Raw genomic sequence first — 26,732 nt, 5'->3', positions numbered from 1 at the left:
GTGGGGAGATGGGTATCACCGTGCTGACTGCCGCAGGCTTTTATCTGCGTTACCTGCTTGACGCGCTGGCTGGCTTGGGGGTGGGTGTGTCTGCCGAGCTGGCGGCGCTGGGTGTGGACCAGGCCGCGCTGGCCAACCCATCCTGCCGCGTGTCGCTGGATGTGGTCGACCAGATCCTGACCAGGGCGGCGCAAGCCGATGCGGCCCGTCTGGCGGATGGGGCTGCGCAGGCGTTGTCAGGGCTGGGCCCCGGGCTACCGCTGGGCTTGAGGCTGGGTGCGGCCGTGACGCCCGTGGCGCTGGATGTGTTGGCTTATGCCAGCATGAGCAGTGGCACCTTGGGCGATGCGATCGCGCTCTTGTGCCAGTTCGAGCCCTACCGGCTGGGCTTTGCGCAATGCGGGCTCAAGCAGGAAGGCGGGGAAGGTGGGGTGGCCGTGGTGGAGTTGCAGCTTTCGGGCGCCTGGGCGAGCTTGCCTTTGCAGGTCGAAACAGCCTTTGCCGGTTGGGTGGAGTTTGGCCGCTGGATCACCGGCAATGTGTCGCACCCGGTGTGCATCGAGTTCGCGCACCCGGCTCGCGCGCCGGTGGCGGTGTACGAGGCCTTTTTCCATTGCCCCGTGTTCTTCGAGCGGCCGCGCCATGCGGTGCATGTTCACGCGGCGCTGTTGAGCAGGCCGCTGGCCGCGTCCAACCCCCACGTGAGCCACCTGATGCGCGAAGAGTTGCAGCGCCGTGTGGACCGCTATGCCAAAGGCGAGCAGTTCATGGTGCGGCTGGTGCAGGCCATTGAAGCCTGCCTGGCCGATGGCACGCCCTCGCTCGATCAGGTGGCGCAGGCCATGTCCTTGGCGCCGCGCCAGTTGCGTGCGCAAGCCGCAGAGGCCGGCACCACCCTGGTCAACGAAGTGGATGCCGTGCGCCAGCGCCTGGCGCGCCAGTACCTCATGGCCAGCATGCCGCTGGCCGAGATCAGCCAGCGGCTGGGCTATTCGGAGCAAAGCGCCTTCAGCCGCGCATGCGTGCGCTGGTTTGGTGTCAGCCCGGGCAAGTGGCGCCCGGATCAGGCCGCCAGCACCATCACGTTCTGCCCGGCAGACACGGCACCGCCCTCGCGGCACCGCACTTGAAGCACCTTGCCGCTGGAAGGCGCGAGCACCGGGAACTCCATCTTCATGGACTCCACAATGGCCAGGGTCTGGCCTTCGCTGACCTGCTCGCCCTCGGTGACCAGCACCTTCCACACGCTGCCCGGCACCGGGCTGCCCACGGCATGGGCGCCTTCGGGCACGGCATCGGCATCCGCGGCCGGTGCTTGATCAGGCTCGCTGAGGCTGCCATCCTGGCCTGAGGCCTTCCAGCGTTCGCGCTCGGCGTCAAAGGCGGCCTGCTGCGTCTGCTTGAAGTCCAGGATGCTGTCAGCCTGTTGCGCCAGGAAGCCCTGGTACTGCTTGAGGCTGAACTGGCCTTCTTCGATCTTGAGCTTGAGCCGGCCTGCGGGGAAGTCGCGCCGCATCTGGGCCAGCTCGGTTTCGCTGACAGGGTAGAAGCGGATCTGATCGAAGAAGCGCAGCAGCCAGGGCTTGCCCTGCTCGAAGTCCACCGCGCCACTGCCGGCGTCACGCCAGCGGTTCCACATCTGCACGGTGCGGCCCACGAACTGGTAGCCGCCTGGGCCCTCCATGCCATAGACGCACATGTAGGCACCACCAATGCCCACGGCGTTCTCGGGCGTCCAGGTGCGCGCCGGGTTGTACTTGGTGGTCACCAGGCGGTGGCGTGGGTCCAGCGGGGTGGCCACGGGTGCGCCCAGGTAGACATCGCCCAGGCCCATCACGAGGTAGCTGGCATCAAAGACGATGCGCTTGACGTCTTCGATGCTGTCCAGGCCGTTGATGCGGCGGATGAACTCGATGTTGCTGGGGCACCAGGGCGCATCCGGGCGCACCGACTGCATGTACTTCCCGATGGCCAGCCGCGTGGCGCTGTCGTCCCAGGACAGGGGCAGCCAGACGGTACGGGTGGGCACGACCAGATCATCAGTACCGGCCAGGCTGGCCTCGGCTTCATTGATGGCAGCCATCAGCCGGGCGCGGGGCAAGAGACAGGGCTCGAAATGGATCTGCAGCGAGCGGATGCCCGGCGTCATGTCCACAATGCCCTGAAGTTGCCCTTGGTCGCGCAGGGCTTGCAAGGCCGTCATCACGGCATGCACGCGAAAGCGCAGCGTGAGGTCCAGGTGCAGCGGGCCGTATTCGACCAGGATGTAGCGGTCGCCGGCCTGGCGGATGACGCGGGCGGGGCGGGCTTCGGGCTCGTGGACGTCTGCGGGCCGTTCTTCGACGATGGGTGACAGGCGCGTGGCCACCTCGCTGGCGGGTACACCTTGGGGCAAGGTGGGGCTGGCCGACAGGGCTGGACGTGTCTTGGTGCCAGAGGCCGGGCCCACCGCCTGCACCAGCGCATCTTGCGCGGCTTGCATGGCCAAGGCCTGCTCCAGCGTCAGGGCGTGAAAGCGCACGGTGTCGCCGGCCTTGAGCTGACCCAGCTTCCAGCGTTCGGCCCCCACGACCACCGCCGGGCACACGAAGCCGCCCAGGCTCGGGCCATCGGGCCCCAGGATCACGGGCATGTCGCCGGTGAAGTCGATGGCGCCGATGGCGTAAGCGTTGTCATGGATGTTCGAGGGATGCAGGCCGGCCTCGCCGCCGTCGGTGCGGGCCCATTGCGGCTTGGGTCCGATCAGGCGCACGCCGGTGCGGCTGCTGTTGTAGTGCACCTGGTAGTCGGTTGAAAAGAAGATGTCGATGTCGGGCGGCGTGAAGAAGTCGGGCGCGCCATGCGGGCCGTACATCACGCCGATGTCCCAGTGGCGGGTCAGGGTGGGCGCCAGATCCTGGGGCAGGGCGTGATCGGGATGAGGTGTGGGTGAGCACACTGCGGCAAACGAGGGTGCGCCTTCGGGCGCGGCGTCGGCATGCAGCATGTCGCCCGTGCGCAAGGTGCGGCCCGCATGGCCGCCAAACTGCCCCAAGGTGAAGGTGCTGCGGCTGCCCAGATAGAGCGGCACATCCAGCCCCCCTTGTACGGCCAGGTAGGTGCGTGCACCACCCTCGGCCAGCGGGGCCGTGCCCAGTTTCAGCGTGCTGCCCGCTTTGACCGCCAGGGCGCGGTTGTAGGCCTGGTCACTGGCCAGGCGTACCCCATCGAGCGTGATGGGCATGGGCGCACCGGCCAGCGCGATCACCATGTCGGCATGAAAGCGCAGGGCAGGGCCACCCACCGTGCATTCCAGTGCAGCTGTACCCTCACCATTGCCGATCAGCTTGTTGGCCAGGCGCAGGTGCAGGTCGTCCATGGGGCCGCAAGGCGGCACGCCCACGTTCCAGTAGCCGATGCGGCCGGGCCAGTCCTGCACGGTGGTCTGCACGCCGCCGTCCAGCACCTCGATGGCGCGGGGGCGCCAGTGGAACTCACCCAGCGTGCGGGTGACCACCTCGCCTTGCGCGAACACGGGTGAGGCCGTCACGGCGCGCAGGTAGCGCAGGTTGGTTTCGATGCCCGCCAGGCGGGTTGCGGCCAAAGCGTCTTGCAGCTTGCGCACGGCCTGCTCGCGCGTGTCGGCGGTGACGATGAGCTTGGCGAGCATGGGGTCGTAGAAGGGCGGCACATCGGTGCCACGCTCCACCCAGCCGTCCACGCGTGCATCGTCAGGGAAGTGCACTTCTGTCAGCACGCCCGCGCTGGGCTGGAAGTGGCGAGCCGGGTCTTCGGCGTACAGGCGCACCTGGATGGAGGCGCCTTTGGGCTCAGGCACTTGCAAGGCCCACTGGTCGCCGCGTGCCAGCTTCACCATCCACTCGACCAGGTCGATGCCGGTGACCTGTTCGGTCACGCCATGCTCGACCTGCAGGCGGGTGTTGACCTCCAGGAAATAGAAGGCGCCCGTGTCGGCGTCCAGCACGTACTCGACCGTGCCGGCCGAGCGGTAGGACACCGCCTGGCCCAGGTGCACGGCCGCCTCCAGCAAGGCCTCGCGCGTGCTGGCTGACAGGCCAGGCGCCGGGGTTTCTTCGATCACCTTCTGGTTGCGGCGTTGTGCCGAGCAGTCGCGCTCGCCCAGGGCCACGACCTGGCCGCGGCCATCGCCAAACAACTGCACTTCGATGTGGCGCGCGCGTTCAACGAACTTCTCCAGGAACAGCCCGGCGTCCTTGAAGTTGGCACTGGCCAGCCGCGCCACTGCTTCATAAGCCGCGGCCAGCTCGGCCTCATTGCGCACCAGGCGCATGCCGATGCCACCACCACCCGCCGTGCTCTTGAGCATCACCGGGTAGCCGATGCGGCTGGCTTGCTGGCGCGCGTCAGCCGCGTCTTGCAAGAGGTCGCTGCCAGGGAGCAGGGGCACCTGATGCTGCTGGGCCAGTTCGCGAGCCGTGTGCTTGAGGCCGAAGGCGCGCATCTGATCAGGCGTCGGGCCGATGAATGCGATGCCGGCGTCTTCGCAGGCCTGCGCAAAGCCCGGGTTCTCTGACAGGAAGCCATAACCGGGGTGAATGGCCCCTGCACCCGTAGCCTTGGCCGCAGCCAGGATACGTTCCACGTCCAGATAGCTTTGTGCAGCTGGGGCCTGCCCGATGCACACGCTGGCATCGGCCATGGCCACGTGGCGTGCGTCGGCATCGGCTTCGGAGTAGACGGCGACCGAGCGCAAGCCCATCTTGCGCAGGGTGCGAATGACGCGGCATGCGATGGCGCCGCGGTTGGCGATGAGGACGGTGTCGAAGCCTTGGTGGGAAGAGGTGGTATCAGTCATGCGTGTTCAGTCCCAGACCAGGAATTGCGCGGGGGTGGGGTTGTAGGCGTTGCACGGGTTGTTGAGCTGCGGGCAGTTGGACACCAGCATCAGGATGTCCATCTCGGCGCGCAGCTCCACGTACTTGCCCGGGCCCGATACCCCATCGGCAAAGGTGAGTTGACCGTCCTCAGTGACCGGCACGTTCATGAAGAAATTGACGTTGGGCACCAGGTCGCGTTTGCCCAGGCCGATGTCGGCGTGCTGCAGCGCGATCAGGTAGTTGTCGCGGCAGCTGTGCATGAACTTCTTTTGCAAGGCATAGCGCACGGTGTTGCTCTCGGCTGCGCAGGCCCCGCCCAGGGTGTCATGACGCCCACAGGTGTCGGCCACGATGGTCAGCATGGGCTTGCCCTCGCTGGACATCAGCACCGAGCCCGTGGTGAGGTAGATGCCGCCTTGCGCCAGCATGGTGTCGGTGGCACTGTAGTGCTCGGCGGCGTCGTTGGCGTTGTAGAAGATCACGTCTACGGCCTGGTTGCCTTCCAGGTCCACGATGCGCAGGGTCTGCCCTTGGGCAATGCGCAGCAGGTAGGGCTCGCCGGATGGCAGCACGTGGTTGATGAGGGCTTGTGCCGGGTCAAGGGCGCTTTCGTGGATGCGCACGGCCGTGGCTGCGGTGGTGTTCATGGTGGGCGCTCCAGTTCAGAGGTAGCTCATGTCGGCGTTGTGCAGGGCGCGTGCGCACTCAGGGCGGAAGGCCCTGTTGAAGTCGTCGGGCAAGGCGGGGCCGGACTTCCAGGCCGCCAGACCCACCTTGCCCGGTGCGTACTCGGCACTGGGGTCCAGCGGGTGGGGGGCGGTCGAGAACGCGATCAGCGTGTCCATGTCGAAACGCAGCTCGACCATGGCCCCGGGGGCAGCGTGCTGGGTGGCAAACCGGAAGCGCCCCTCCGCATCGACCGAGACCTTGCTGAAGAAGTTCACCGGGGCGATCAGGTCACGCCGGCTCAGGCCGTATTTGCCGATCTCGATCAGCAGGCCATCCTTGCCGCTGCGGTACATGGCGTTGCGGTGCGTGTGGAAGCTGCGCTCGCCATATTGGGCGTGCAGACGCTGGGCGTCCAGCAGCGCACCCATGGGGTCATGCCAGCCCAGGTTGTCTTCGGTGATGCTGGCCAGGGCGCGGCCCATGTCACTCATCAACACGTGGCCGCGTGTGTAGTGGGCCGTGTGCTGCGCCTTGAGCGAGTCCGGCATGTTGTAGCGCTCCAGCTTTTCGCGGGCGTGGTAGAGCACCATGCTGAGGTTGGCACCGGCATCCAGCGCCACCATGCGCAGGCGGCTGCCGCGCGGCATCACGTAGGACCAATGGCCACCGCCGGGCACGATCTCTGACCACATCACGCGCTCTGCAGGCAGTGCGGGCGCAAAGCGCTGCCAATGCGGCAGCGCATCAACGGCCTGGCTGGAGGCTTGGTTGGCTGGGGGGGCGAAGGGGAGGTCGGTGCCGTCCTGGGCACCTGGGGAGCCATGATCGCGGCGGCCGCAACCATGGCTCCAGGCACTGTTGTCACCCAGTTCATCACCGGATGACGGACTACGCTGTTCGTCGGCTCGCATGGGACACCCTCCAAGGCAGGTTGAAAGCACGTGAGAGGACACTTCATGCGCTGAAGCGAACCTCCCGGGCTTTTGTCCCGCCGTGGAGCCAGTGTCGGTATACGGCCGACTCGGGCCGGCAGCTCTCGGACCAGACATCCCGCTGAAAGCGGGACCGGAACCCTAGCCACCTTTTCGAAGCAACGACCATGGGCCGTTCCTCTCTGTGCCTTTGAATACGCAAGAGTGATGCCAGCCCGCTGCAGGCGATTTGAGTCTGATTTGAGGTCGATTGGATGCTCCCGGTGGCGTCAACACGCCTTGTCTGCCTGATCCTGGTGCCTGCTCATGGTGCGACCCGGTGTTTGGTGTTTTCCGGGGCTCGGATCTGGTGCGTTCCCCCGGGATGAGGGGGCCGATATGCAGCCCAGGGGCCTTTTTGTGCAGTGCACCCAAGGGCGTTTACGGTGTTGCGGGGGCGACGAGCTGTTGATACTGAAGCAGTCGCCTGGGGTTGTTGTTTAGTCCTTGTTGGGTGACCCACAACATGTCTGCCGATCAAGCTCACGCCAAAACATTGTCAGAACAGGTTCGCATCACGCGGACCCGGCTGCTTTTCTCCCATATCCCGCTTGGCACGAGCATCGCCGTCGGGCTGGGGTGCCTGATCACCCTCCTGGTGGCTTATCTGGTCGATGGGGTGATCAGCCAGCAGGCCTGGATCTGGTTGGGCGGCCTGGTGGTCTTGTCGTCCTCGCACATCTACCGAAGCCTGCGGTATTTCCGGTCCCGAGACCGCAGCAATCCCATCTGGTTGAAGCGGGTCAAGTTGTTCATCCTGGTGCTCAGCACCTGGTGGGGCGGCCTGTTGTGGACCATGCCCATCCAGGGCCACGTCGATGTGCAGGCCACGCTGGTGGGCGTGCTCATCGGGCTGGCGGCCTGCGGCGCCTTCATGCTGACCGTGGATCGCAACAGCGCACGTTGCTGGCTGGTGCCCATGTTGACGTCGGTGGCCTTGTATTGTGCTGTCCAGGCTTCCGTGCTGGGCTTGTTCGGCTTCATCACCGTGACCGGCTTCATCGGCATCCTGTGGCTGGAAACCGGGCGTGCGCACCGCCGCATGGACGAATTGCTGTTCCTGCGCTTCACCAATGACCGCGTCACCTCATCCCAGGCGGCGGCCCTGCGCGAGGCGGAGGAGCTGAACCAAGCCAAGGGGCAGTTCCTGGCCACCATGAGCCACGAGATGCGCACCCCGCTGCATGGCATCCTGGGGCTGTCGCGCCTGATTCGGGCCGAGTTGCAAAGCCAGCAAGCGCACGAGCGCATGAACCTGCTGGAGGCCTCGGGGCAGCATCTGCTGGGCGTGATCAATGACGTGCTGGACTACTCGCGCCTGCAGGCTGGGCGCATGGAGCTGTCTCCGGCGGCGGTTCGCCTGTCTGACCTGGTTCGCGAGGTGACGGCCCTGGCGGCGGTCAACGGCCTGGACAAAGGGCTGGACGTGACCATGGCCTGCGACCTGCCTGAGCACTACTTCGTCGAGGTGGATGGCGGGCGGCTCAAGCAGATTCTCTACAACCTGCTGGGCAATGCCGTGAAGTTCACCGAGCGCGGACAGGTGACCATGCGCGTGCGTGAGATCGCCGATGCGCAGACCGGCAAGCCGCAGGTGTGCCTGGAGGTGGAGGACACCGGCATCGGCATTCCGCCCCATGAGCTGAACCGCGTGTTCGATGCCTTCCACCAGGTGGACGGCCGCTACGAGCGCAAGACGGCAGGCAGTGGCCTGGGGCTGAGCATCGCCCGCGAGTTGTGCCTGGCCATGGGCGGTGACCTGGCTTGCGACAGCGAGGCTGGCAAGGGCTCCGTCTTCCGTTGTGTTCTGCCCTTGAAGCGTGTATCAGCACCTGCTGTGGCCCAGGCTGCCCCCGCTACCGTGGATGCGCGCCAGGCCAGCAGTGCCGCGCCACGCCATGTGCAGCCGGTGGAGGCGGCAAGGGCGAGCGATCCCGTGCACAAGGACGTGAGCATGGACATGCACCCGGACATTCACAAGGACGCGTCATCCCAGGCCGCCACCGTGCTGCTGGTGGAAGACAACCCCGTGAACGCCATCGTGGCCCGCACGGAATTGGAGCAGATGGGCTTGCAGGTGGCACATGCCGAAAACGGGCAGCTGGCGCTGGACTGGCTGGCCGAGCACGAGGCGGATCTGGTGCTCATGGACTGCCACATGCCCGAGATGAACGGCTTTGATGCCACCCGTCACATCCGTGCCATCGAGTCCCAACGCGGCGATGTGCCGGTGCCCATCGTGGCACTGACGGCCAGCACGCACCAGGAAGTCCAGCAAGCCTGCCTGCAGGCCGGCATGAACGATTGCCTGTCCAAACCCTTCCTGCGCGGCGAACTGCTGCGCATCGTCAAGCGCCATGTGAGTGACCGCAGCCGGCGCGCCCGCCGAAGCAAGCTGGGCACGGGCCTGGTGATCGCGACCTGACTCAGTCAGGCCCGGTACTACGCCGCGACGCTCAGCGCGTCAGCGGCCTGGTGCGCTCCAGCAACCAGGCCAGGGCTTCGCCCTCCAGCAAGGGCATCAGGCGGCGGTGCACCTCGGCGTGGTAGGCATTGAGCCAGGCCAGTTCGTCGTCACGCATCAGGCTCAGGTCGATGCAGCGCGTGTCGATCGGGCACAGCGTGAGGGTCTCGAAGGCCAGGTACTCGCCATGCTCCGGCGAACCCACAGGCGCATCGGGCACCTGCGGCACCAGGGGCACATTGAGCACCAGGTTCTCGATGCGGATGCCCCATTGCCGGGGGCGATACAGCGCTGGCTCGATGGAGGTGATCATGCCGGGCTGCATGGCCATGTTGGCATCCGGCACAGCCTTGGAGATGGACTGCGGCCCCTCGTGCACATTGAGGAAATAGCCCACGCCATGGCCCGTGCCGTGGCCGAAGTCCATGCCGTGCTCCCACATGGGCGCACGGGCCACCGCATCCAGCATGGGGCCCAGGGTGCCGCGCGGGAAGCGCATGCGCGACAAGCCCATCGTGCCTTTGAGCACCAGGGTGTAGTCGCGTTTTTGCGCAGCGCTGGGTGTGCCGATGGCCCAGGTGCGCGTGATGTCGGTCGTGCCGCCCAGGTATTGCGCGCCAGAGTCGATCAGGAGCAGGCCTTCGGCACACAGGCCTTGCGGCGTGCTGATCTGGGCGTGCGATTCGGGTGTGGCGCGGTAGTGGGGCTGGGCGCCATTGCCATTGAAGCCGGCAATCGTGGGGAAGCTCAGCGACACATAGCCGGGCTGCCTGGCACGCTCGGCGCTCAGGCGCTCGTCGATGGTCAGCTCGCTGATGTGCTCGTGGCCCAGCGCCTGCTCCAGCCAGGCGTAGAACTGGCACATGGCAGCGCCATCGCGCGCCATGGCTTCGCGGATGAAGGCCGCCTCTGCATGGGTCTTGCGTGACTTGGCCAGCGTGCTCGGGTTGATCGCCTCGATCACCTTGACGCCTTCGGGCACGGCTTCACGCAAGCCCCAGGTGATGCGCTTGGGGTCGATCAAGAGGCTGGCGTCTTTCGGCAGCGTCTGGATGGCGGGCAAGGCCTGTGCATACGGTTGAACTTGCACACCGTCTGCCGACAGGCGAGCCTGCAAGGCTGCATCGATCTTGCCTTCGCCGACAAACAGGTCGACCTTGTCATGGCTGATCAGCGCGTGGCCCAGGAAGACGGGGTTGTAGTCCACGTCTGCACCGCGCAGGTTCAGCAGCCAGGCCAGGTCGTCGAGCGTGGCGATCCAGTGGTGCGTGGCGCCTTTGTCCTTCATGGCCTGGCGCAGCGCTGCCAGCTTTTCTGATCGAGGTGTGGCCGCATAGGGCAAGGCATGTTCATACACCGGTGCGGTGGACAGGCCTGGGCGATCAGGCCAGATGCCATCCAGCACGTCGTCCCTGGTGTGCAACTGCCATTGGCGGGCCTTCAAGGCATCGGCCAGCATCTGTGCCTGGGCCAGACCCATGACCGTGCCATCCACGGCCAGGGTGAGGGCCTTGCCATCCCCCGGATTCAAGTCAGGCTGTTCGACAAGCCACTGCACATAGGCCGGCACGGCCGGGCCATCCAGCTTGACCAGGTCCACGCCACTGCCGGCCAATTCGGTCTCGGCCTGCTCCCAGTAGCGGCTGTCCGTGAACACGGCGGCGCGGGTGGGCGACACCAGCAGCGTGCCGGAAGAGCCCGTGAAACCGCTGAAACACACTCGGCCTTGCCAGCGTTCTGGCAGGTACTCGGACAGATGGGGGTCACTGCTGGGGATCAGCGCGGCTTGCCAGCCTTGTTGGGTCAGGCGGGCGCGCAGGGCCTGCAGTCGTGCGGCGATGGGGCTGGGTGCGGGAGCATTCACGGGGTGGGGGCCGCGCCGGAGTGCGCGCATGTAAAACACAGGCCCCCATGTTGCCACGAGCCGCCCGGCCATGGGCTGGCCGGGGAGAAGCGGTGGCAGGTGTCTGACGCCTGGCCACCTGGCCAGCGCGCCTGTTCAGCGCGCCGGTGAAGGCTGTGCGCCGGCGGGGCCAGGTGCGCCCGAGGGTGCCGACGTGACCACCGGCGTGGCGGCAGTTACGCTGACCGGCGGCACGGGCGGCGGTGCCACACGCACCAGCATCGCGTTGGGCTCCAGCGCGTGTGGGTCCGGGAACACGCGTGCATGGCGCTGCGAGGTGAAATAGGCCCAGGCCCAGTCCATCATCACCACGGTGCGGTTGCGGAAGCCGATCAGGAAGTACACGTGCACGAACAGCCAGAACAGCCAGGCCGAGAAGCCACTGAACTTGATCTGCTTGTTGATGAAGGGGATGTCCAGCATGGCCACGGCCGCGCGCTTGCCGATGGTGGCCATCGAGCCGTAATCGAAGTAGCGGAAGGACTGAGGCTCCAGCCCCTTCATGCGCCGCATGATGTTGAACGCCGCCTTGCGGCCCATCTGCTTGGCGCCCGGGCTCACGCCGGGAACAGGCGTCGGGTGCTTGGGGTCCAGGTAGCTCTTGGCCGAGGCCAGGTCGCCCACCACATAGATGTTGCTGTGCCCGGGGATCGTCAGGTCAGGTTGCACGATGACGCGGCCGGCGCGATCGAGCTGGCAACCCGTGCTCTTGGCCAGGGCGCGGCCCAGCGGCGAGGCGGCCACACCCGCGGCCCACACCACCGTGCGGCTGGGCAGGAAGTGCGAGGTGGTCTTGGTGCTGCCGTCGGCCTGGGTTTCGTGGATGTCGTAGTGGATGCCGAAGGCCGTGATGTTGGTGACCTTGGCGCCGGTCAGCACCTCGGCGCCCAGCATCTCCAGTTGCTCCTTGGCGCGCTTGGACAGGTCTTCCGTGAAGGTGCCCAGCACACGGGGCGCGCCTTCCAGCAAGATGATGCGGGCCATGCGCGAATCAATGCGGCGGAACTCGGTGCTCAGCGTCTGCTGGGCGATCTCGGCCATGGTGCCGGCCATTTCCACGCCAGTCGGGCCTGCGCCCACCACGGCAAAGGTCAGCCAGGGTTCGCGCTTGGCAGGGTCGGTTTCCCGTTCGGCCTGCTCGAAGGCCGTGAGCACGCGGCGGCGGATGGTGAAGGCATCCCCCAGTGTCTTGAGGCCCGGGGCGTATTTCGCCCAGTCGTCGCGGCCAAAATAGCTGTGGGTCGCGCCAGCGGCCAGAATCAGGTGGTCATAATGGATGTGCTCTCCGCCATCCAGCACGATGCAGTCCGATGCCGTGTCGATGGAGGTGACTTCGCCCATCAACACCGTCAGGTTGCCACGCGCAATCTGCTTGCGCAGGATGTGCCGAATCGGGCCGGCGATCGCCGGTGCGGGCAAACCTGCTGTGGCCACCTGGTAGAGCAGGGGCTGGAACAGATGGTGGTTCGTCCGGTCGATGACCACGATCTCGACGTCGGCGCTGGACAAAGCTTTGGCCGCCTCCAGGCCGCCAAAACCGCAGCCGATGATCACGACACGGGGTTTTTGCTGCGCTGGGGTTGATCCGGTACCAGAAAACGACGAGGTAGATAGGGTCATGCGCGACAAGAGGGAAGGTGGGACGAACAGGCGCCGGGCAGCTTCCGCCCCAGCGTCCTAAAGAACTAGGTATTTATACCAGTAACCCACTGTTCCATGTGGCTTTGCACCTCACTGGTGCGCCCCTTGATTGCGGGTAAATTGCATCAAATCGCCCCTTGGCGCAGCGGTGGGCCATCCTCGGCATCCGAGGTGATGGGTGCTTTCGACATGACGAACCCGGCCTTGCCCGCATGCTTGGCGGCATACATGGCGGCGTCAGCGCGCTGGCACAAGGCCTCGCCTGTTTCGCCGGACTGCATGATGGCCGCGCCAATGCTGGGGCTGACCACCACGGCGTCGCCAGCGATGTCATGCGGCACCGACAGGCGCTCGACGATGCGCTGGCAGATGCGCACCATTTCACCCGGGTTGCCCGCGCCCTCCAGGATCACGGTGAACTCGTCGCCCGCCAGGCGGCACACACAATCGGTCAGCCTCACACAGGTCAGCAGGCGCTTGGCCACCTCGGCCAGCAGCTTGTCGCCGGCCGCATGGCCGTAGCGGTCGTTGACGCCCTTGAACCCGTCCAGGTCCACGTACAGCACCCCCAGCGTCTGCGGATTGCGGCGTGCTCGGGCCAGGGCCTGGCCAAGGCGCTCGCCAAAGGCGCGGCGGTTGGGCAGGCCGGTCAGGCTGTCGTGGCGCGCTTGCTCGGCCAACTCGCGCTGGTGGGCCTTGAGCACCGAGATGTCGCTGAACACCCGGATGTGCTGGGTGACCTTCTGCAGGTCATTGCGCAGGGTGCTCACGCTCAACCAGGTGTCAAGCTGGCGCCCGTCCTGGCAGACCTGATGGCTTTCGCCCGACCAGCGCTGGCTGCCATGCAGTGCTTGTGTCACGCCCGGCAGGTGGGATTCACGCAGCGGCGACATACCCAGCAACTCGGCGCTGCGCCCGATGACTTCGGCCGGTGTCATGCCCGTCAGGTTGAGGAAGGCCGGGTTGACCATCACGATGCGGTCAACGGCGTCGCTCACCACGATCGCATCACCGGTCTCGTCGATCACGCGCGAGGCCAGCTTGAGCTGCTCCGCGGCCTCTCGCTGGGCGGTCACATCGTGGGCAATGGACAGGATGTGGTCAACTTCCCCGTCCACCCCATACACCGGCGCCTTGATCAAGTCCACGATGCGTTCGCCATTGGGTGTGCGGTACACCAGATTGGGAAAGTGGTGGATGCGAGGGTCACGCAGCACCGCCAGATCCTGCTCGTCGCCGCGGCGGGTGATCTCTGATGGCAACAGCCCGTTGGCCTTGCGGCCCAGCACCTTGTCGGCCGGCAATTGCATGATCTCGGCGGAGGCTTTGTTCCACACCACATATTCACCGGCGCTGCTCGGGCGGGTGCTGCGCGCAAAGACGGCCATGGGCAGGCAGTCCACCAGCGTGCGGTAAAACGCCTCGCGCTCGCGGGCCACGTTCATGGCCTGGTGCGCTTCTGTGGTGTCGCGCGACACCAGGGCCACACCGCCGTCGATCGGGATGATCTGGTGATGCAGCCAGCGTGTTGCCCGTTGATCGCCCGGGCGCACATAAGCGTGCTCTTCGATCTGGGGGAGCCCTGACTCGATGGCCGCGTTCACGCGGTGCAGGAAGCCATGCTGCAGCTGCGATGGCAGCACATCCACCAGCATCTGGCCCTGGAGTGGCGCCGCATTGGCACTCAACAAGGCATGGGCTTGCTGATTGGACTGGGCAATCTGGTAACCCATGAAGCGGCCAAGCGGGCCCCGTCTGGGTTGCAGCATCACGATGCCAACCTCGCAGCCTTTCGCGACGGCTTGCCAGAGCCTTTCGGTCTGCAAGGTTTTCTGCAGCGTCTTGCACATGCGCCTGTGGCTGAGCCACATGGTCAAGCCCGCCGCGCTGGCGATCAGTGCGCCCGGCCATTGGGCAGAAGAATGTGGCGAGGACGACAACGCAATACCGAGGGCCAGACCGGCGGTGGACAGCAACTGGGCTGCGACCGAGGGGCGACGGTGAGTGGTGGGCGTCCCCATGATCATCGAATGGATGAGCGAAGACATGGACACCCCGACTGCAAATAAATAACAGCTTCCCGGTTTTCGGATGATGTATGCGCAGCTTGAGGGGATGTTTTCCGATACGTGGGATGCCCAGCCTGCGTTAAGCTGCCCGCACTGCATCAACGACACCGTGTGTTGAGAGGGCTGCCGGCGAATCGGGTGGCCACACCACCCGTTCCATGCCGACCATTTCCGAGCACGACGCACTACCTGCAGGCACCCGACTTGGCGAGTTCGAGATCCAGAAAATCCTGGGTATCGGCGGCTTTGGCATGGTCTATCTGGCGATGGACCATGCCTTGCAGCGCCTGGTGGCCATCAAGGAATACATGCCCGCCGCACTGGCCGGGCGTGGGCCTGACAACGACGTCGTCGTGCGCTCGGCCTCTGGCGCCGAGACTTTCAACCTGGGCCTGCGCTCGTTCATCAACGAGGCTCGGCTGCTGGCCCGCTTCGATCACCCCTCGCTGGTGAAGGTCTACCGCTTCTGGGAGGCGCACGGCACGGCCTATATGGTGATGCCGTACTACCAGGGCCAAACCCTGCTACAAGTGCGCCACGCCATGAGCGGCCCGCCCGACGAGGCCTGGTTGCGCCGCCTCATCATGCCTTTGCTGGGGGCCCTGGAGTGCCTGCACAAGGAAAACGTCTTCCACCGCGACATCGCGCCCGACAACATTCTCTTGCTGGACGATGAAAGCGGCCCGGCCAAGGGGCGCCCGGTCTTGCTGGATCTGGGCGCCGCCCGCAAAGTCATTGGCGACCATTCGCAGACGCTGACGGCCATCGTCAAGCCCAGTTTCGCGCCCATCGAGCAGTACGCTGAAACGGTCCAGATCCGCCAGGGCCCCTGGACGGACCTGTACGCGCTGGCAGCGGTGGTGCATTTCTGTATCACGGGCCGCCCACCCATGCCGGCGACCGCGCGCTCGGTGCATGACGATCTGCCCACCTTGAGGCAAATGAGCTCGGGCCTGGCCAGCGGTTTCGACTGCCACCTCAGCGAGTCTTTTGCCAATGCCATTGACCAGGCGCTGGCCGTCCGCCCACAGGATCGCCCGGAATCCATCGCAGCCTGGCGTGAAGCCTTGTCAGGCATCGTCAGCGCACCGGCGGATGCCCGTGCGCAACAGCATCCGCACAGCCACCCTCAAACGGTGCTCGTACGCCAGGAGGGCCATGAGACCTCGCCCGGGCACAAAGCCATCGAGGCGCAGGCCTATATGACGACGATCCCGGCCGCGGGCAAGCTGCATGCGCCGCCAAGCTGGCCACCTGCACCGCAAGGTGGTGACCCCTTGCCTGTCACCATGCCCCTGTCGCCTGCGCCACACCGTGATGAGGCGCATCGGGCCGTGGCTGCCAGCGCCCCTGGTGGTGTGCGTCATGGCTTGAAATGGGCTTTTGCTGCGCTCGTGCTGCTGGGCGTGATCGCCGTCTGGTGGTTGCAGCGCACAAGCCATCAGGCCCGGCCACAAGAGGCATCGGCACCGGCCACCCAGCGTGTGGGCGCCCCCAAAGCAGCGTTGACACCCGAGTCAAGAAAGGCCGATCGACAAGATGCGGGCTCGCGCACGGATGCCCGCAAGCCGTCGGGCGACGCGGTTGCGGCCGGTGCCAGCGAAGCCAGGACGCGTCGCCAGGCCCCCCAGGAGGCCGTTGCTTTGCGCAAGGATGATGACCGGGATGTGGATGCGGGTGATGCTTTGAACCCCCGCAAGGCCTGCGCGGGCAAGTCATTCATCATGCTGGCCATCTGCATGAAGCGCCACTGCGCCAGGCCTGATTACACGGCTCACCCCGAGTGCGAGCGCATGCGGCAGCAGGAAGCTGCCCAGCGCACCAACTATTGACGCCGGCTCAGGCGGCAGCCCGGCCGTCGTTCTGGCGCAAGGCCAGCCAGGTTTGTTGCAGCAGGCGCGCATCGGCACTGGCCCGGTGGCGGACCAGGCCCGTGCTCAAGGCCACACGGCGCTTCACGTCATGCCAGCGTGCGGCATCGCTGTCAGTCAGCAGGCTGCGCAGGCTCTCCAGCTTGAAGCTGGGGCTGCGGTCGGCGGCTTCATACAAGCGGTTGAGCCAGGTGTAGTCGTGCGCCCAGGCGTCCGTGTACACCACCATGCCATGCAGGCGCTCATTGAGCACGTCAACGATTTCCAGTGGGCTGCGGCCGCGTTGCTGCAACTGGTCGCGCGTGATGTTGTGAACGGCCGCAGCATTGGGATCCCAGTGCTGCCAGTCGTCCAACGGTTTGACCAGGCTGCACCATGCCTGACCACAAGGTTGCACAAACCCGACCTCGATGGGATAGCTGCCCAGGCCAAAGCCTGACGCTTCTATGTCCAATATGGCGGGAGGGGAAACGGCCGAAGCCTGGCTGTTCGAGACCGACATCTGTTGCCCTGATTTCTGACGTGGTGCATTTCGCCAGTGAGTGTCGCACTTCGTCAAGGGCGCTGGTCTTCGGGTTTGAACGGGCTTCGTTCGCCTAATTCCGTTTTGTATTGATCGATGCCCAGCGTTTCCCGCATCAGGAAATCTGCCACTGCATGGCGCAGCCCCTCGTGTTCAAGCCAGTGCACCGACCAGGTGTGGACCGGCAGCAAGCCGCGTGTCAGCTTGTGCTCCCCCTGTGCGCCACCTTCAAAGCGGCGCATGCCGTTGGTGATGCACCACGCCAGTGGTTGGTAATAACAAGCTTCAAAGTGCAGGCAGGACACTTCGGCCAAGGCGCCCCAGTAGCGTCCGTAGGCCACTTTCTGGACAGGATCGATGGCCAGCAAGGCCGCGGCGATGCGCTGGCCGTTCTGGCTGGCCACGAACAACACCCAGCAATCGGGCAGTGCGCCAGCCACCTGTTGCCAGAAGCGGTCGCTCAGATAGGGCTGTTGGCCGCGCTCGTGATAGGTCTGCGCATAGCAGCGTGCAAAGAAGTCCCAATCGGCCTGCTGGATCTGCGGCCCTTGCAGCACCTCGAAGCTCACGCCTGCATCGCGCACCTTGCGGCGCTCCTGCTGGATCTTCTTGCGCTTGTCCCGCTGCAGGCTGGCCAGGAAGTCGTCGAAATCGGCAAAGGGTTCGGGCTTGCGGTTTTGCCAGTGAAACTGCACTCCCTGGCGCACCAGCCAGCCTTGCTTGCGAGCCAGGGAGGCCTCCGCCTCGGACAGAAACAGCACATGCGCTGAAGACAGGCCTTGGGCCTTGCAGCGTTCGGCGAGCGCGTGCAGCAGGTGCTGGCGTACCGCTTGCTGTTGCGTCGCTGACAAAGCAGGGTGCGTCAACAGGCGTTGCCCCGGGATAGGTGAAAAGGGCACGGCACTCAGGAGCTTGGGGTAGTAGTGCTGACCATGGCGGGCGAGCGCCCGGTCGTGTGCGTCGGCCCAGGCCCAGTCGAACACGTATTCACCATAAGAGTGGCGTTTGAGGAACAGCGGGCAAGCGCCCACGATGCGCCCTTGCTCGTCCTGCAGGGTCAGAAACAGGGGCGCCCAGCCGGTTTCACCGCAGGCGCTGCCGCTGTCAACCATGGCCTTGAGCAGAGCCATGCGCAGAAATGGCGTGCCGCCATCGAGCGGTGACACCAGTTCATCCCACGCGCCAGCAGGGATCTGAGCGAGGTCCTCATGCCAATGCACCGTCAGGCCCGGTACCATGCTGGCTTGCGCGCCTGCCTCACCTTGCGCACCCACTGAATCGAATCTGTCCATGAACGCTGTGTCGTCTGTTGCCACGCCCCTCCAATCGCTGGAAGTGGCCTTGCTGCAATTCAATCCCGTCGTGGGTGACCTCAAGGGCAATGCCCAGGCCATCATCGACGCCAGCCGCCTAGCCTACGCGAATGGCGCCCGTCTGGTGGTGACGCCGGAAATGGCCTTGTGCGGTTATCCCCCTGAGGACCTGCTGCTGCGCCCGGCTTTCATGGCGGCCTGCGACGATGCCGTCAACCAGATCGCGCAGAGCCTGGCCGATCTGCCCGATCTGCATCTGGTACTGGGGCATCCCCGCACCGGCCCCGGCGACGATGTCCGCACACGTTCGTGGTCTGTCCCTCGCCACCTGAACGCAGCCAGCCTGATCCGTGGAGGCCAGCTGGTGGCCAGCTACGCCAAGCGCGAGCTGCCCAATTACCAGGTCTTTGACGAGCGGCGCTACTTTGTCAGCGGCCGTGAGGCTGGCCTGGGCCCGGTGGTGGTGGATGTGCTGGGCTGGCGTGTGGGCCTGCTGGTCTGCGAAGACGCCTGGTTCGACGAGCCCGCCCAATCGGCCGTGGCGCAGGGCGCGCAAGCTCTGGTGGTGCTCAATGCCTCGCCCTTCCACGCGAGCAAGCGTGCCGAGCGCGAAGGCCGCATGGGTGACCGTGCCCGGGAGCTGGGCCTGCCGCTGGTGTATGCCCACATGGTGGGCGGCCAGGACGAGGTCGTGTTCGATGGCGCCTCGTTCGCTGTGGATGCTCAGGGCCAGGTGGCGGCCCGCGCGTCCAGCTTTGAAGTGGCCACGCTGGCGGTGAGCCTGCAACCGGGTGGGCAGGTCAAGGGCACCTTGGCGCCCGCCTTGTCGCCCGAAGCCGAAATCTGGGCGGCCCTGGTTTGTGGTGTGCGCGATTACGTGGGCAAGAACGGCTTCCCCGGCGCCATCATCGGCCTGTCTGGTGGCATCGACTCTGCATTGGTGCTGGCCATTGCGGTAGACGCACTCGGCGCCGACAAGGTGCGCACCGTGATGATGCCCTCACCGTACACGGCCGATATCTCGTGGATCGATGCGCGCGACATGGCCGACCGCCTGGGCGTGCGCCATGACGAGATCGCCATCGCGCCCATGTTCGATGACTTCAAACAATCCCTGGCGCCCTTGTTCGTGGGCCGTGCAGAGGACACCACCGAAGAAAACATCCAGGCCCGCATCCGCGGCACCTTGTTGATGGCCTTGTCCAACAAGACCGGCTCCATCGTGCTCACCACAGGCAACAAGAGCGAGATGGCCACGGGCTACTGCACGCTGTATGGCGACATGGCCGGTGGTTTTGCCGTCATCAAGGACCTGGCCAAGACGCTGGTCTACCGCTTGTCGCGCTGGCGCAATGCCCAGGCGCTGGAGGCCGGGCACGTGGAGCCTATCCCCGAGCGCATCATCACGCGCCCCCCCTCGGCCGAGTTGCGGCCCGACCAGAAGGACCAGGACAGCCTGCCCGAGTACGAGGTGCTGGACGCCATCCTGGAGCGCTACATGGAGCTGGACCAGTCCATCGAGGAGATCATCGCCGCTGGTTTTGACCGTGCCGACGTGGACAAGGTGACCCGTCTCATCAAGATCAACGAGTACAAGCGCAGGCAGGCGCCAGTGGGCATCCGCATCACGCACCGCGCCTTTGGCCGCGACTGGCGCTATCCCATCACCTCGCGATTCCGCGCCTGAGCCCGCGTTGCTTGCTTTTCCCGCGATCGGCATGCGCCGAACGGCCCTCAGACGTGCTTAAATAGCTGTAATGCGATGCAGCATCGCCCATTGATTCGCTGACTTTATTTCGGAGTTCCCGCCATGAAACAGATCACCGCCGTCATCAAACCTTTCAAGCTGGAAGAAGTCCGCGAAGCCTTGGCCGAAGTCGGCGTCACTGGCCTGACCGTTACCGAGGTAAAGGGTTTTGGCCGCCAGAAGGGTCACACCGAGCTGTACCGCGGTGCCGAATACGTGGTGGATTTCCTGCCCAAGGTCAAGATCGAAGTGGTCGTCAAGACCGAGGACGTGGACCGCTGTATTGAAGCCATCATCAAGGCCGCCAAGACCGGCAAGATCGGCGACGGCAAGATCTTCGTGACCCCCGTTGAGCAAGTGGTGCGCATCCGCACCGGCGAAACAGACGAAGCCGCTGTCTGATCCCACCCCCTACGCGCTTCGCGCGCCCCCTCGAGGGGGCAACACCAGCAGCCCGGCAAAGCCGGATCTGCGGTGTTCGCTGGATGGATGGTGCGATGCGTGTGATCTTGATCAGATTTCCGGTGCGACGCCGCCCGGGCCAGGTTGAACCAGGTCCGGCGGCGTTTGTGCTTTCAGGCAGGCAAATTCGTCTTCGATGCGGTCAAGCAGGGCGTTGATGTCGGTGTCGACCAGCAGCAACTCCTGCACGTCGGGCCACAGGAAACCGCTGTCGCGGCTGCGGTCGATGAAGCGCAGCAGCTCGTCGTAGTAGCCGGCCACGTTGAGCAGGCCCAGGGACTTGCGGTGGTAACCCAGCTGGCGCCAGGTCCAGACCTCGAAGATTTCTTCCATGGTGCCGATGCCGCCGGGCAGGGCAATGAAGGCGTCCGACTGCATGGCCATCTTGTGCTTGCGCTCGTGCATGCTGTCAACGACCTGCAACTCGGTCACGCCGCCGTGGCCCAGTTCCTTTTCGATCAGCCGGTGCGGGATCACGCCGATGACCTGGGCGTTTTCGGCCAGCGCTGCATCGGCCACGGCCCCCATCAGGCCCGTGCTGCCGCCGCCATAGACCAGGCGCCAGCCGCGCAGGCCGATTTGCCGCCCGACCTCGCGGGCTGCGGCCAGATGGGCCGGGTCCAGGCCGTTACGCGAACCACAGTAGACACACAAGGACAGTGACATGGACAGGTTTCCCTAATGCGGGCATTCAGAGGGCGGGCGCTCGGAGGGGCGCTAAGGGGGTGCTAAAGGGGCGTTAAGGGAGCGTTCAGGCGCGGGTATCGATCAGGCGGGTCTTGCAGATGACGTCGTGCAGGAACTGCTGCTGGGGCAACAACCAGGTCAGCGCGGTGTAGATCAGGATCCACACGCCCATGGCGCCGTACAACAGCTTGGATTGGTGCCAGCCTGCCAGCCAGGCGCCGGCCCAGGCGGGCATGAACCACAGCCAGGAGGCCAGGTAGCGTTGCAGGGCTTGTTTGAGTGGCAGGGGCGCGCCGGCCTGCGTGACCACACGGATGTGCCAGGTTTTCAAGGCCAGGGTCTGGCCGCCATGCGTCCAGAACCACAGGAAATACGCAGACAGGGCCAGAAACTGAGCGGCCATCATGCCTTCGCGGCCGTGCAGCGCATGCCGCTGGTTGGTGGCAATGGAGTAGATGTAGCCCACCACCATGAACAGGCCGAACAGCAGCACGCCCTCGTAAACGAAAGCGGCCAGGCGGCGTCGCAGCGCGGGTGCGGGGCCTTGGGCTCGCGCCAGGCTGGCAGTGGTGCTCAGCCCGACCGGCGTCGAAGCGGGGGAAACCGTCATGGGATGAAGAAGGCGATCAACGAGGGCCGAACGATACACCAGCTTGGCGCTGATGCCAGCCGGGTATCAGCGCCGTTGCGTCTGATCTGTCGTCGCGGTTGCCGGCAGCGAGGCCATGGCCGCACTCTGGGCGCCCTTCTTGGGCAACAAGGTGACCGGGTCCACGAAGCCCTTCGATGCGGTGATCTTGGTCAAGCCAGTGTGCTGATGCAGGGGCGGCGTGGGGCGCTGGGTGACCAGGCTGGTCGTGGCGCCGGAGCCGGCCTTGACCATGGTTGGGCTGACCACGGTCTGGGAAGGCGCGGTCGAGCTCATGGCATTGGGCACCACGTTGGACTTTTTGTCCGATGCCGCCTGAGCCAGATTGCGCTTGTTGGCGTAAGCCTGACGGGCCTCGCGCGGGCCCACCATGTTGTCAGCCAGGAAAACGGGCTTGGCCTTGCGTTTGGCTTGCTGGACCAGATCCTGCCGGTCTTGCGCAGGCAGGGCCTGGTAGGCGGCCCATTTTTGCTGGCGCTCGTCGGCGGTCAACTGGCGTGTTTGCTGGAAACGCAAGCGCGCTTCGCCGCGCTCCTGAGGCTGCAGCTTGGACCACTGCGTCATGCGTTCCTGAACGCGCTGCTGCTCGGCAGGCGAGAGTTTGCTGAAGCGGTTGGCCACATTGATCCACTTGTCTCGCCCCGCGTCGTCCATGCTGGACCAATGGCGCTCCAGCGGCGTGAGCACCTTCTTCTGCGCTGGCGTCAGTTCACGCCACTCTGTCGGGGTGTCGACTTCCACCACGCTGTTGGCGCTGGCCTTGCGCACCACGGCATCCGCCTGGGCGGGTGCATGGGCAAGCCACAGCATGCCGGTAGCCATCAGGGCCAGGGGCAGGGTGCGGAGCAAGGCTGGGGTCAACTTCATGGAAGCCAGGGGTCAGGGCGTGGTGGAGGCGGGCGCGGTTTCGGTGGTTTGCAGGTCGCCGGATGCTTCGGGCGCCGTTTCGTCGATCGGGCGCACCGTCGGCCCGGTGTCGGTGCGCAGGAACTCGGCAAAGCCGGGGTCAGCGTAGGCGTTCGGTGGCAGATCGTCTGTCAGCAAGGCCATGTCCACGTCGGTGGCGGCCTGTACCTGTTCGTGCTTGTAGTACTGGTGGATGCCCCACAGGCCGGCAACCAGGGCGATCACGGGCAAGGTCGAGGCGATGCGCCAGCCCCAGGAGGGCGGGCTGTCATCCAGGCGGCGGCCATGGTCGTTGGATCGGGCGTAACGGCTCTCGCTCCAACCGGGGCCTGTGCGCATGCCGCCAGCGCCCGCCGTGCTCAGGCCTGCCACGCTCACGTTCACCGTGGGGGCCGGGGCCATCACGGGGGCAGTGGCCGCCACGCGGGCCTCGCGGCCGGCACGAACAGCCTGCTCGCGGGCAACCCGAAGGCGCTCGGAGATGTCGTATGGAACAGATTGCGCACCCTCTTCCAGGCGCGCGCTCAGACGCAGAGCAAAGCGTGCCTCAAGGGCTTCGCGTTGCGCTGGTGTCAGCGGGGTGGGGGGCCGGGTTTTCACAATGTAATTCCGCGAGATTGAAGGGCTTTGGCAAGGGACTGGACCGCGCGTGAGCAGTGCGTCTTCACACTGCCTTCCGAGCAACCCATGGCTGCTGCGGTTTCCGCGACATCCAGTTCCTCCCAGTAACGCAGCAGGAACGCTTCCCGTTGACGCGTCGGCAATTTGCCGATTTCGTCTTCGATCTGAGCCAGTATTTCGGTTCTGGCGGCGGAATCATCAGCACCTTCTGTGCCGCCCTGGTCAGATCTGAGCGATTCCAGCAGGTTGAAGTCGCCGCTGTCATCGTCATCGACGGCCGCTTCCAGGTCGCCGATGTTCATGAATACCGCATTGCGAACTTTCTGGCGCCGAAACCAGTCCAGCGTGGCGTTGGACAGGATGCGCTGGAACAGCATGGGCCACTCGTTCGAGGGGCGGTCCGAGTAGCTCTGGGTCAGGCGGATCATGGCGTCCTGCACGATGTCCAGGGCGGCTTCCTCATCGCGCACGGCATAGACCGTGCGTTTGAACGCACGTCGCTCAACGCTTTTCAGGAACTCGTTGAGTTCTTCTTCGAAGGTGGGGCTGGGCAGGGGAGTCAAGACCGAATGAGCCGGTGGGCGAGCCATTTCGCGGGCGGATTATGGCACTGACACGTGAATGTGAAGCTTTGCATCTCAGGGTCTGCTTGAATTGACGCGAAGGGATGCGATAATGTTCGTCTTTGCGCCATCTCGATCTGGCCTGAGTCTGGTTGCCTAATCGGCATCAGTGGCAGGCCGCGCAGGCTCCAAATCCGCCTCACAAGGGCGAGCACGCTGGCAATCCGTTGCCGCAGTGCTGTTGTCGCAGCCCCCAAAGCTGTGGCGATGTAGAGGGGCACCGATCGTTTTTCGTTAGAGAAATTCGGAAAGGTTCTTTCAATCATGGACATGTCTCCTGCGGATATCCGCCGCGCCGGCTCGGCCGACGCCAATGCTCAATCCCCCTCCGGCGAGATCCTCAACGGGTCCGACATCCTCGTGCGCTGCCTTCAGGCTGAAGGCGTCAAGTACATGTGGGGCTACCCGGGTGGTGCGGTTCTCTATATTTACGACGCGCTGTACAAGCAGGACACCATCGAGCACGTGCTCGTGCGCCACGAACAGGCTGCCGTCCACGCCGCTGACGGCTATGCGCGCGCCACGGGCGACGTCGGCGTGGCCCTGGTGACCTCCGGCCCCGGCGTGACGAATGCCATCACCGGCATCGCCACGGCCTACATGGACTCGATCCCCATGGTGATCATCACCGGTCAGGTGCCCACGCCCGCGATCGGCCTGGATGCCTTCCAGGAGTGCGACACCGTCGGCATCACCCGCCCCATCGTCAAACACAATTTCCTCGTCAAGGACGTGGCCGATCTGGCCGTCACGATGAAGAAGGCCTTCCACATCGCCCGCACCGGCCGCCCTGGCCCTGTGGTGGTGGACGTGCCCAAGGACGTGTCGCTCAAGACCACCGCTTTCCACTACCCCGAGACGGTGGAAATGCGCTCGTACAACCCGGTGCGCAAGGGCCACGGCGGCCAGATCCGCAAGGCTGTGCAACTGCTGCTCAACGCCAAGCGCCCCTACATCTACACCGGTGGCGGTGTGATCCTGGGTGAGGCCTCCAACGAGCTGCGCGAACTGGTCAACATGCTGGGCTACCCCAGCACCAGCACCCTGATGGGCCTGGGCGCGATCCCCGCGTCCGACAAGACCTTCCTGGGCATGCTGGGCATGCACGGCACTTACGAAGCCAACATGACCATGCAGAACGCCGACGTGGTGATCGCCGTGGGCGCCCGCTTCGACGACCGCGTGATCGGCAACCCCAAGCACTTCGCCCAGGTCGAGCGCAAGATCATCCACATCGACATCGACCCTTCGTCGATCTCCAAACGCGTCAAGGTTGACATCCCCATCGTGGGCGATGTGAAGGACGTGTTGCTGGAAATGATCGCCCAGATCAAGGAATCGCAGCTCAAGCCGGACCAGAACGCGCTGGCCGCCTGGTGGGGCCAGGTCAACGAGTGGAAGAAACGCGACTGCCTGAAGTACAAGACCTCGACCGAGGTGATCAAGCCTCAGTCCGTGGTCGAGAAGCTGGCCGAGCTGACCAAGGGGACCGACTACTACATCACCTCGGACGTCGGTCAGCACCAGATGTTCGCGGCGCAGTACAGCAAATTTGAAGAACCCCGCCGCTGGATCAACTCCGGTGGCCTGGGCACCATGGGTGTGGGCCTGCCTTACGCCATGGGCATCAAGCTGGCCAAGCCGGACGCCGATGTCTTCTGCATCACGGGCGAAGGCTCGATCCAGATGTGCATCCAGGAACTGTCGACCTGCCTGCAGTACAACACGCCCGTCAAGGTGCTGTCGCTCAACAACCGCTACCTGGGCATGGTGCGCCAGTGGCAGCAGCTGGACTACGGCGGCCGCTACTCGCACAGCTACATGGACGCACTGCCCAACTTCGTGAAGCTGGCCGAAGCCTATGGCCACGTGGGCCTGCTGATCGAGCGCCCTGAAGATGTCGAAGGCGCGCTGCGCGAAGCCATCAAGCTCAAGGACCGCACCGTGTTCCTGGACATCCGCACCGACCCGACGGAAAACGTCTGGCCGATGGTTCAGGCCGGCAAGGGCATCTCCGAAATGCTGCTGGGCTCCGAAGACCTGTAATCCCTCCATGCCCGGCATGAGGCGGGCAGGGTGCAGTCAGGCGCTTGCCGGTGCCTGATTGACGACCTTGAAGCCTCGGCCAGGATCAACGCACAACCGATACCCATCGCACTACGTGGCCACGGCCTGGGGGTTACCGCCCCCAGGTGCTAAGAGCCCGCAAGGACGATCCATATGAAACACATCATTGCCCTTTTGCTTGAGAACGAACCCGGCGCGCTGTCGCGTGTGGTCGGCCTGTTCTCGGCGCGCGGCTACAACATCGAGAGCCTGACGGTCGCCACGACCGAAGACCCTTCGCTGTCGCGCATGACCATCGTGACCACCGGTTCGGATGACGTGATCGAACAGATCACCAAGCACCTGAACCGCCTGATCGAGGTCGTGAAGGTTGTCGACTTGTCCGAAGGCCCTTACACCGAGCGTGAGCTGATGCTCATCAAGGTGCGCGCCGTGGGCAAGGAGCGCGAAGAGATGAAGCGCATGGCGGACATCTTCCGCGGCCGCATCATCGACGTGACCGACAAGACCTACACCATCGAATTGACTGGCGACGCTGCCAAGCTCGATGCCTTCATTGAAGCCATCGACCGCGCCGCCATCCTTGAAACCGTGCGCACCGGGACCAGCGGGATCGGGCGCGGCGAGCGCATCTTGCGCGTCTGACTCACCGCAGTCTCTTTTCCTTCCCGCTATTCCTGAATCCCTTGCCTGATTTGTTCAGGCATT

General features: G+C 65.1%; 21 protein-coding genes and 1 riboswitch. Of the genes, 7 read left to right on the top strand and 14 right to left on the bottom strand.

Annotated features, from left to right (window positions below):
- Positions 1-8 precede the first annotated feature (8 nt).
- Positions 9-1,130: an AraC family transcriptional regulator gene (locus tag HY019_RS17110; protein ID WP_290694552.1), complete on the top strand. Its 1,122-nt coding sequence runs from the start codon at positions 9-11 to the stop codon at positions 1,128-1,130.
- Here the strand turns inward: HY019_RS17110 and uca are convergent.
- The 3 genes from uca to HY019_RS17095 are packed head-to-tail and all read right to left on the bottom strand — an operon-like array spanning position 1,064 to position 6,418.
- On the bottom strand, positions 1,064-4,816 hold the full coding sequence (uca, locus tag HY019_RS17105; RefSeq protein WP_290694550.1) for an urea carboxylase: 3,753 nt from the start codon (positions 4,814-4,816) through the stop codon (positions 1,064-1,066). The genes HY019_RS17110 and uca overlap by 67 nt on opposite strands.
- Positions 4,817-4,822: 6 nt before the next feature.
- Positions 4,823-5,461: an urea amidolyase associated protein UAAP2 gene (locus HY019_RS17100; RefSeq protein WP_290694673.1), complete on the bottom strand. Its 639-nt coding sequence runs from the start codon at positions 5,459-5,461 to the stop codon at positions 4,823-4,825.
- A 39-nt stretch (positions 5,462-5,500) separates the two neighbouring features.
- Entirely contained in the window at positions 5,501-6,418 is a 918-nt protein-coding gene (locus HY019_RS17095; RefSeq protein WP_290694548.1) for an urea amidolyase associated protein UAAP1, read from the bottom strand.
- Between the two features lie 59 nt (positions 6,419-6,477).
- Positions 6,478-6,595: riboswitch (guanidine-I (ykkC/yxkD leader) on the bottom strand.
- 349 nt (positions 6,596-6,944) lie between these two features.
- Between HY019_RS17095 and HY019_RS17090 the strand changes: the two genes are divergently transcribed.
- Entirely contained in the window at positions 6,945-8,903 is a 1,959-nt protein-coding gene (locus tag HY019_RS17090; protein ID WP_290694546.1) for an ATP-binding protein, read from the top strand.
- Between the two features lie 31 nt (positions 8,904-8,934).
- Here HY019_RS17090 and HY019_RS17085 read toward each other — a convergent pair whose 3' ends face one another.
- From HY019_RS17085 to HY019_RS17075, 3 genes are all read right to left on the bottom strand, one after another.
- Positions 8,935-10,806, bottom strand: a complete 1,872-nt coding sequence (locus tag HY019_RS17085) for an aminopeptidase P family protein (protein ID WP_290694544.1) — start codon at positions 10,804-10,806, stop codon at positions 8,935-8,937.
- 135 nt (positions 10,807-10,941) lie between these two features.
- The gene (locus HY019_RS17080) at positions 10,942-12,465 is read right to left on the bottom strand and encodes an NAD(P)/FAD-dependent oxidoreductase (protein WP_290694542.1); all 1,524 of its coding nucleotides are present in this window, start codon (positions 12,463-12,465) and stop codon (positions 10,942-10,944) included.
- A gap of 146 nt (positions 12,466-12,611) precedes the next feature.
- Positions 12,612-14,534 carry a diguanylate cyclase gene (locus tag HY019_RS17075; RefSeq protein WP_290694540.1) on the bottom strand — a complete coding sequence of 641 codons (1,923 nt, stop codon included), beginning with the start codon at positions 14,532-14,534 and terminating at the stop codon, positions 12,612-12,614.
- A gap of 179 nt (positions 14,535-14,713) precedes the next feature.
- Here HY019_RS17075 and HY019_RS17070 point away from each other — a divergent pair, with 179 nt between their 5' ends.
- A complete protein-coding gene (locus HY019_RS17070; protein WP_290694523.1) occupies positions 14,714-16,387 on the top strand; it encodes a serine/threonine-protein kinase in 1,674 nt (557 codons plus the stop codon).
- Between the two features lie 7 nt (positions 16,388-16,394).
- Here the strand turns inward: HY019_RS17070 and HY019_RS17065 are convergent, their stop codons facing one another.
- Positions 16,395-16,928 carry a hypothetical protein gene (locus HY019_RS17065; protein WP_290672158.1) on the bottom strand — a complete coding sequence of 178 codons (534 nt, stop codon included), beginning with the start codon at positions 16,926-16,928 and terminating at the stop codon, positions 16,395-16,397.
- A gap of 53 nt (positions 16,929-16,981) precedes the next feature.
- Positions 16,982-18,241, bottom strand: a complete 1,260-nt coding sequence (locus HY019_RS17060; protein WP_290694521.1) for a GNAT family N-acetyltransferase — start codon at positions 18,239-18,241, stop codon at positions 16,982-16,984.
- Here HY019_RS17060 and HY019_RS17055 point away from each other — a divergent pair.
- Positions 18,240-19,949, top strand: coding sequence for an NAD+ synthase (locus HY019_RS17055; protein ID WP_290694519.1), 1,710 nt, complete (start codon positions 18,240-18,242; stop codon positions 19,947-19,949). The genes HY019_RS17060 and HY019_RS17055 overlap by 2 nt on opposite strands.
- A gap of 123 nt (positions 19,950-20,072) precedes the next feature.
- Complete coding sequence (locus HY019_RS17050; RefSeq protein ID WP_290672164.1) at positions 20,073-20,411, top strand: P-II family nitrogen regulator; 339 nt, start codon at positions 20,073-20,075, stop codon at positions 20,409-20,411.
- A 111-nt stretch (positions 20,412-20,522) separates the two neighbouring features.
- Here HY019_RS17050 and HY019_RS17045 read toward each other — a convergent pair whose 3' ends face one another.
- The 6 genes from HY019_RS17045 to HY019_RS17020 form a co-directional block, all read right to left on the bottom strand.
- Complete coding sequence (locus HY019_RS17045) at positions 20,523-21,137, bottom strand: TIGR00730 family Rossman fold protein (RefSeq protein ID WP_290694517.1); 615 nt, start codon at positions 21,135-21,137, stop codon at positions 20,523-20,525.
- Positions 21,138-21,222: 85 nt separating this feature from the next.
- On the bottom strand, positions 21,223-21,768 hold the full coding sequence (locus tag HY019_RS17040; protein ID WP_290694515.1) for an RDD family protein: 546 nt from the start codon (positions 21,766-21,768) through the stop codon (positions 21,223-21,225).
- 66 nt (positions 21,769-21,834) lie between these two features.
- Complete coding sequence (locus tag HY019_RS17035) at positions 21,835-22,674, bottom strand: DUF3106 domain-containing protein (protein WP_290694513.1); 840 nt, start codon at positions 22,672-22,674, stop codon at positions 21,835-21,837.
- Between the two features lie 12 nt (positions 22,675-22,686).
- Positions 22,687-23,313, bottom strand: a complete 627-nt coding sequence (locus tag HY019_RS17030; RefSeq protein ID WP_290694511.1) for a DUF3619 family protein — start codon at positions 23,311-23,313, stop codon at positions 22,687-22,689.
- Complete coding sequence (locus tag HY019_RS17025) at positions 23,310-23,897, bottom strand: RNA polymerase sigma factor (RefSeq protein ID WP_290694509.1); 588 nt, start codon at positions 23,895-23,897, stop codon at positions 23,310-23,312. Before HY019_RS17025 ends, HY019_RS17030 begins: the two co-directional genes overlap by 4 nt.
- Positions 23,894-24,229, bottom strand: coding sequence for a hypothetical protein (locus HY019_RS17020; RefSeq protein ID WP_290694507.1), 336 nt, complete (start codon positions 24,227-24,229; stop codon positions 23,894-23,896). Before HY019_RS17020 ends, HY019_RS17025 begins: the two co-directional genes overlap by 4 nt.
- Here HY019_RS17020 and HY019_RS17015 point away from each other — a divergent pair.
- Positions 24,222-26,003 (top strand): acetolactate synthase 3 catalytic subunit, encoded by a 1,782-nt coding sequence (locus tag HY019_RS17015; RefSeq protein WP_290694505.1) that lies wholly within the window; start codon positions 24,222-24,224, stop codon positions 26,001-26,003. The genes HY019_RS17020 and HY019_RS17015 overlap by 8 nt on opposite strands.
- Positions 26,004-26,177: 174 nt before the next feature.
- Positions 26,178-26,669 carry an acetolactate synthase small subunit gene (gene ilvN / locus HY019_RS17010; RefSeq protein WP_290672180.1) on the top strand — a complete coding sequence of 164 codons (492 nt, stop codon included), beginning with the start codon at positions 26,178-26,180 and terminating at the stop codon, positions 26,667-26,669.
- Positions 26,670-26,732: the final 63 nt, after the last annotated feature.

The organism is Aquabacterium sp., assembly GCF_016195855.1.
Lineage (GTDB): Bacteria > Pseudomonadota > Gammaproteobacteria > Burkholderiales > Burkholderiaceae_C > Aquabacterium.
This window is presented reverse-complemented; position numbering and strand designations above follow the sequence as displayed.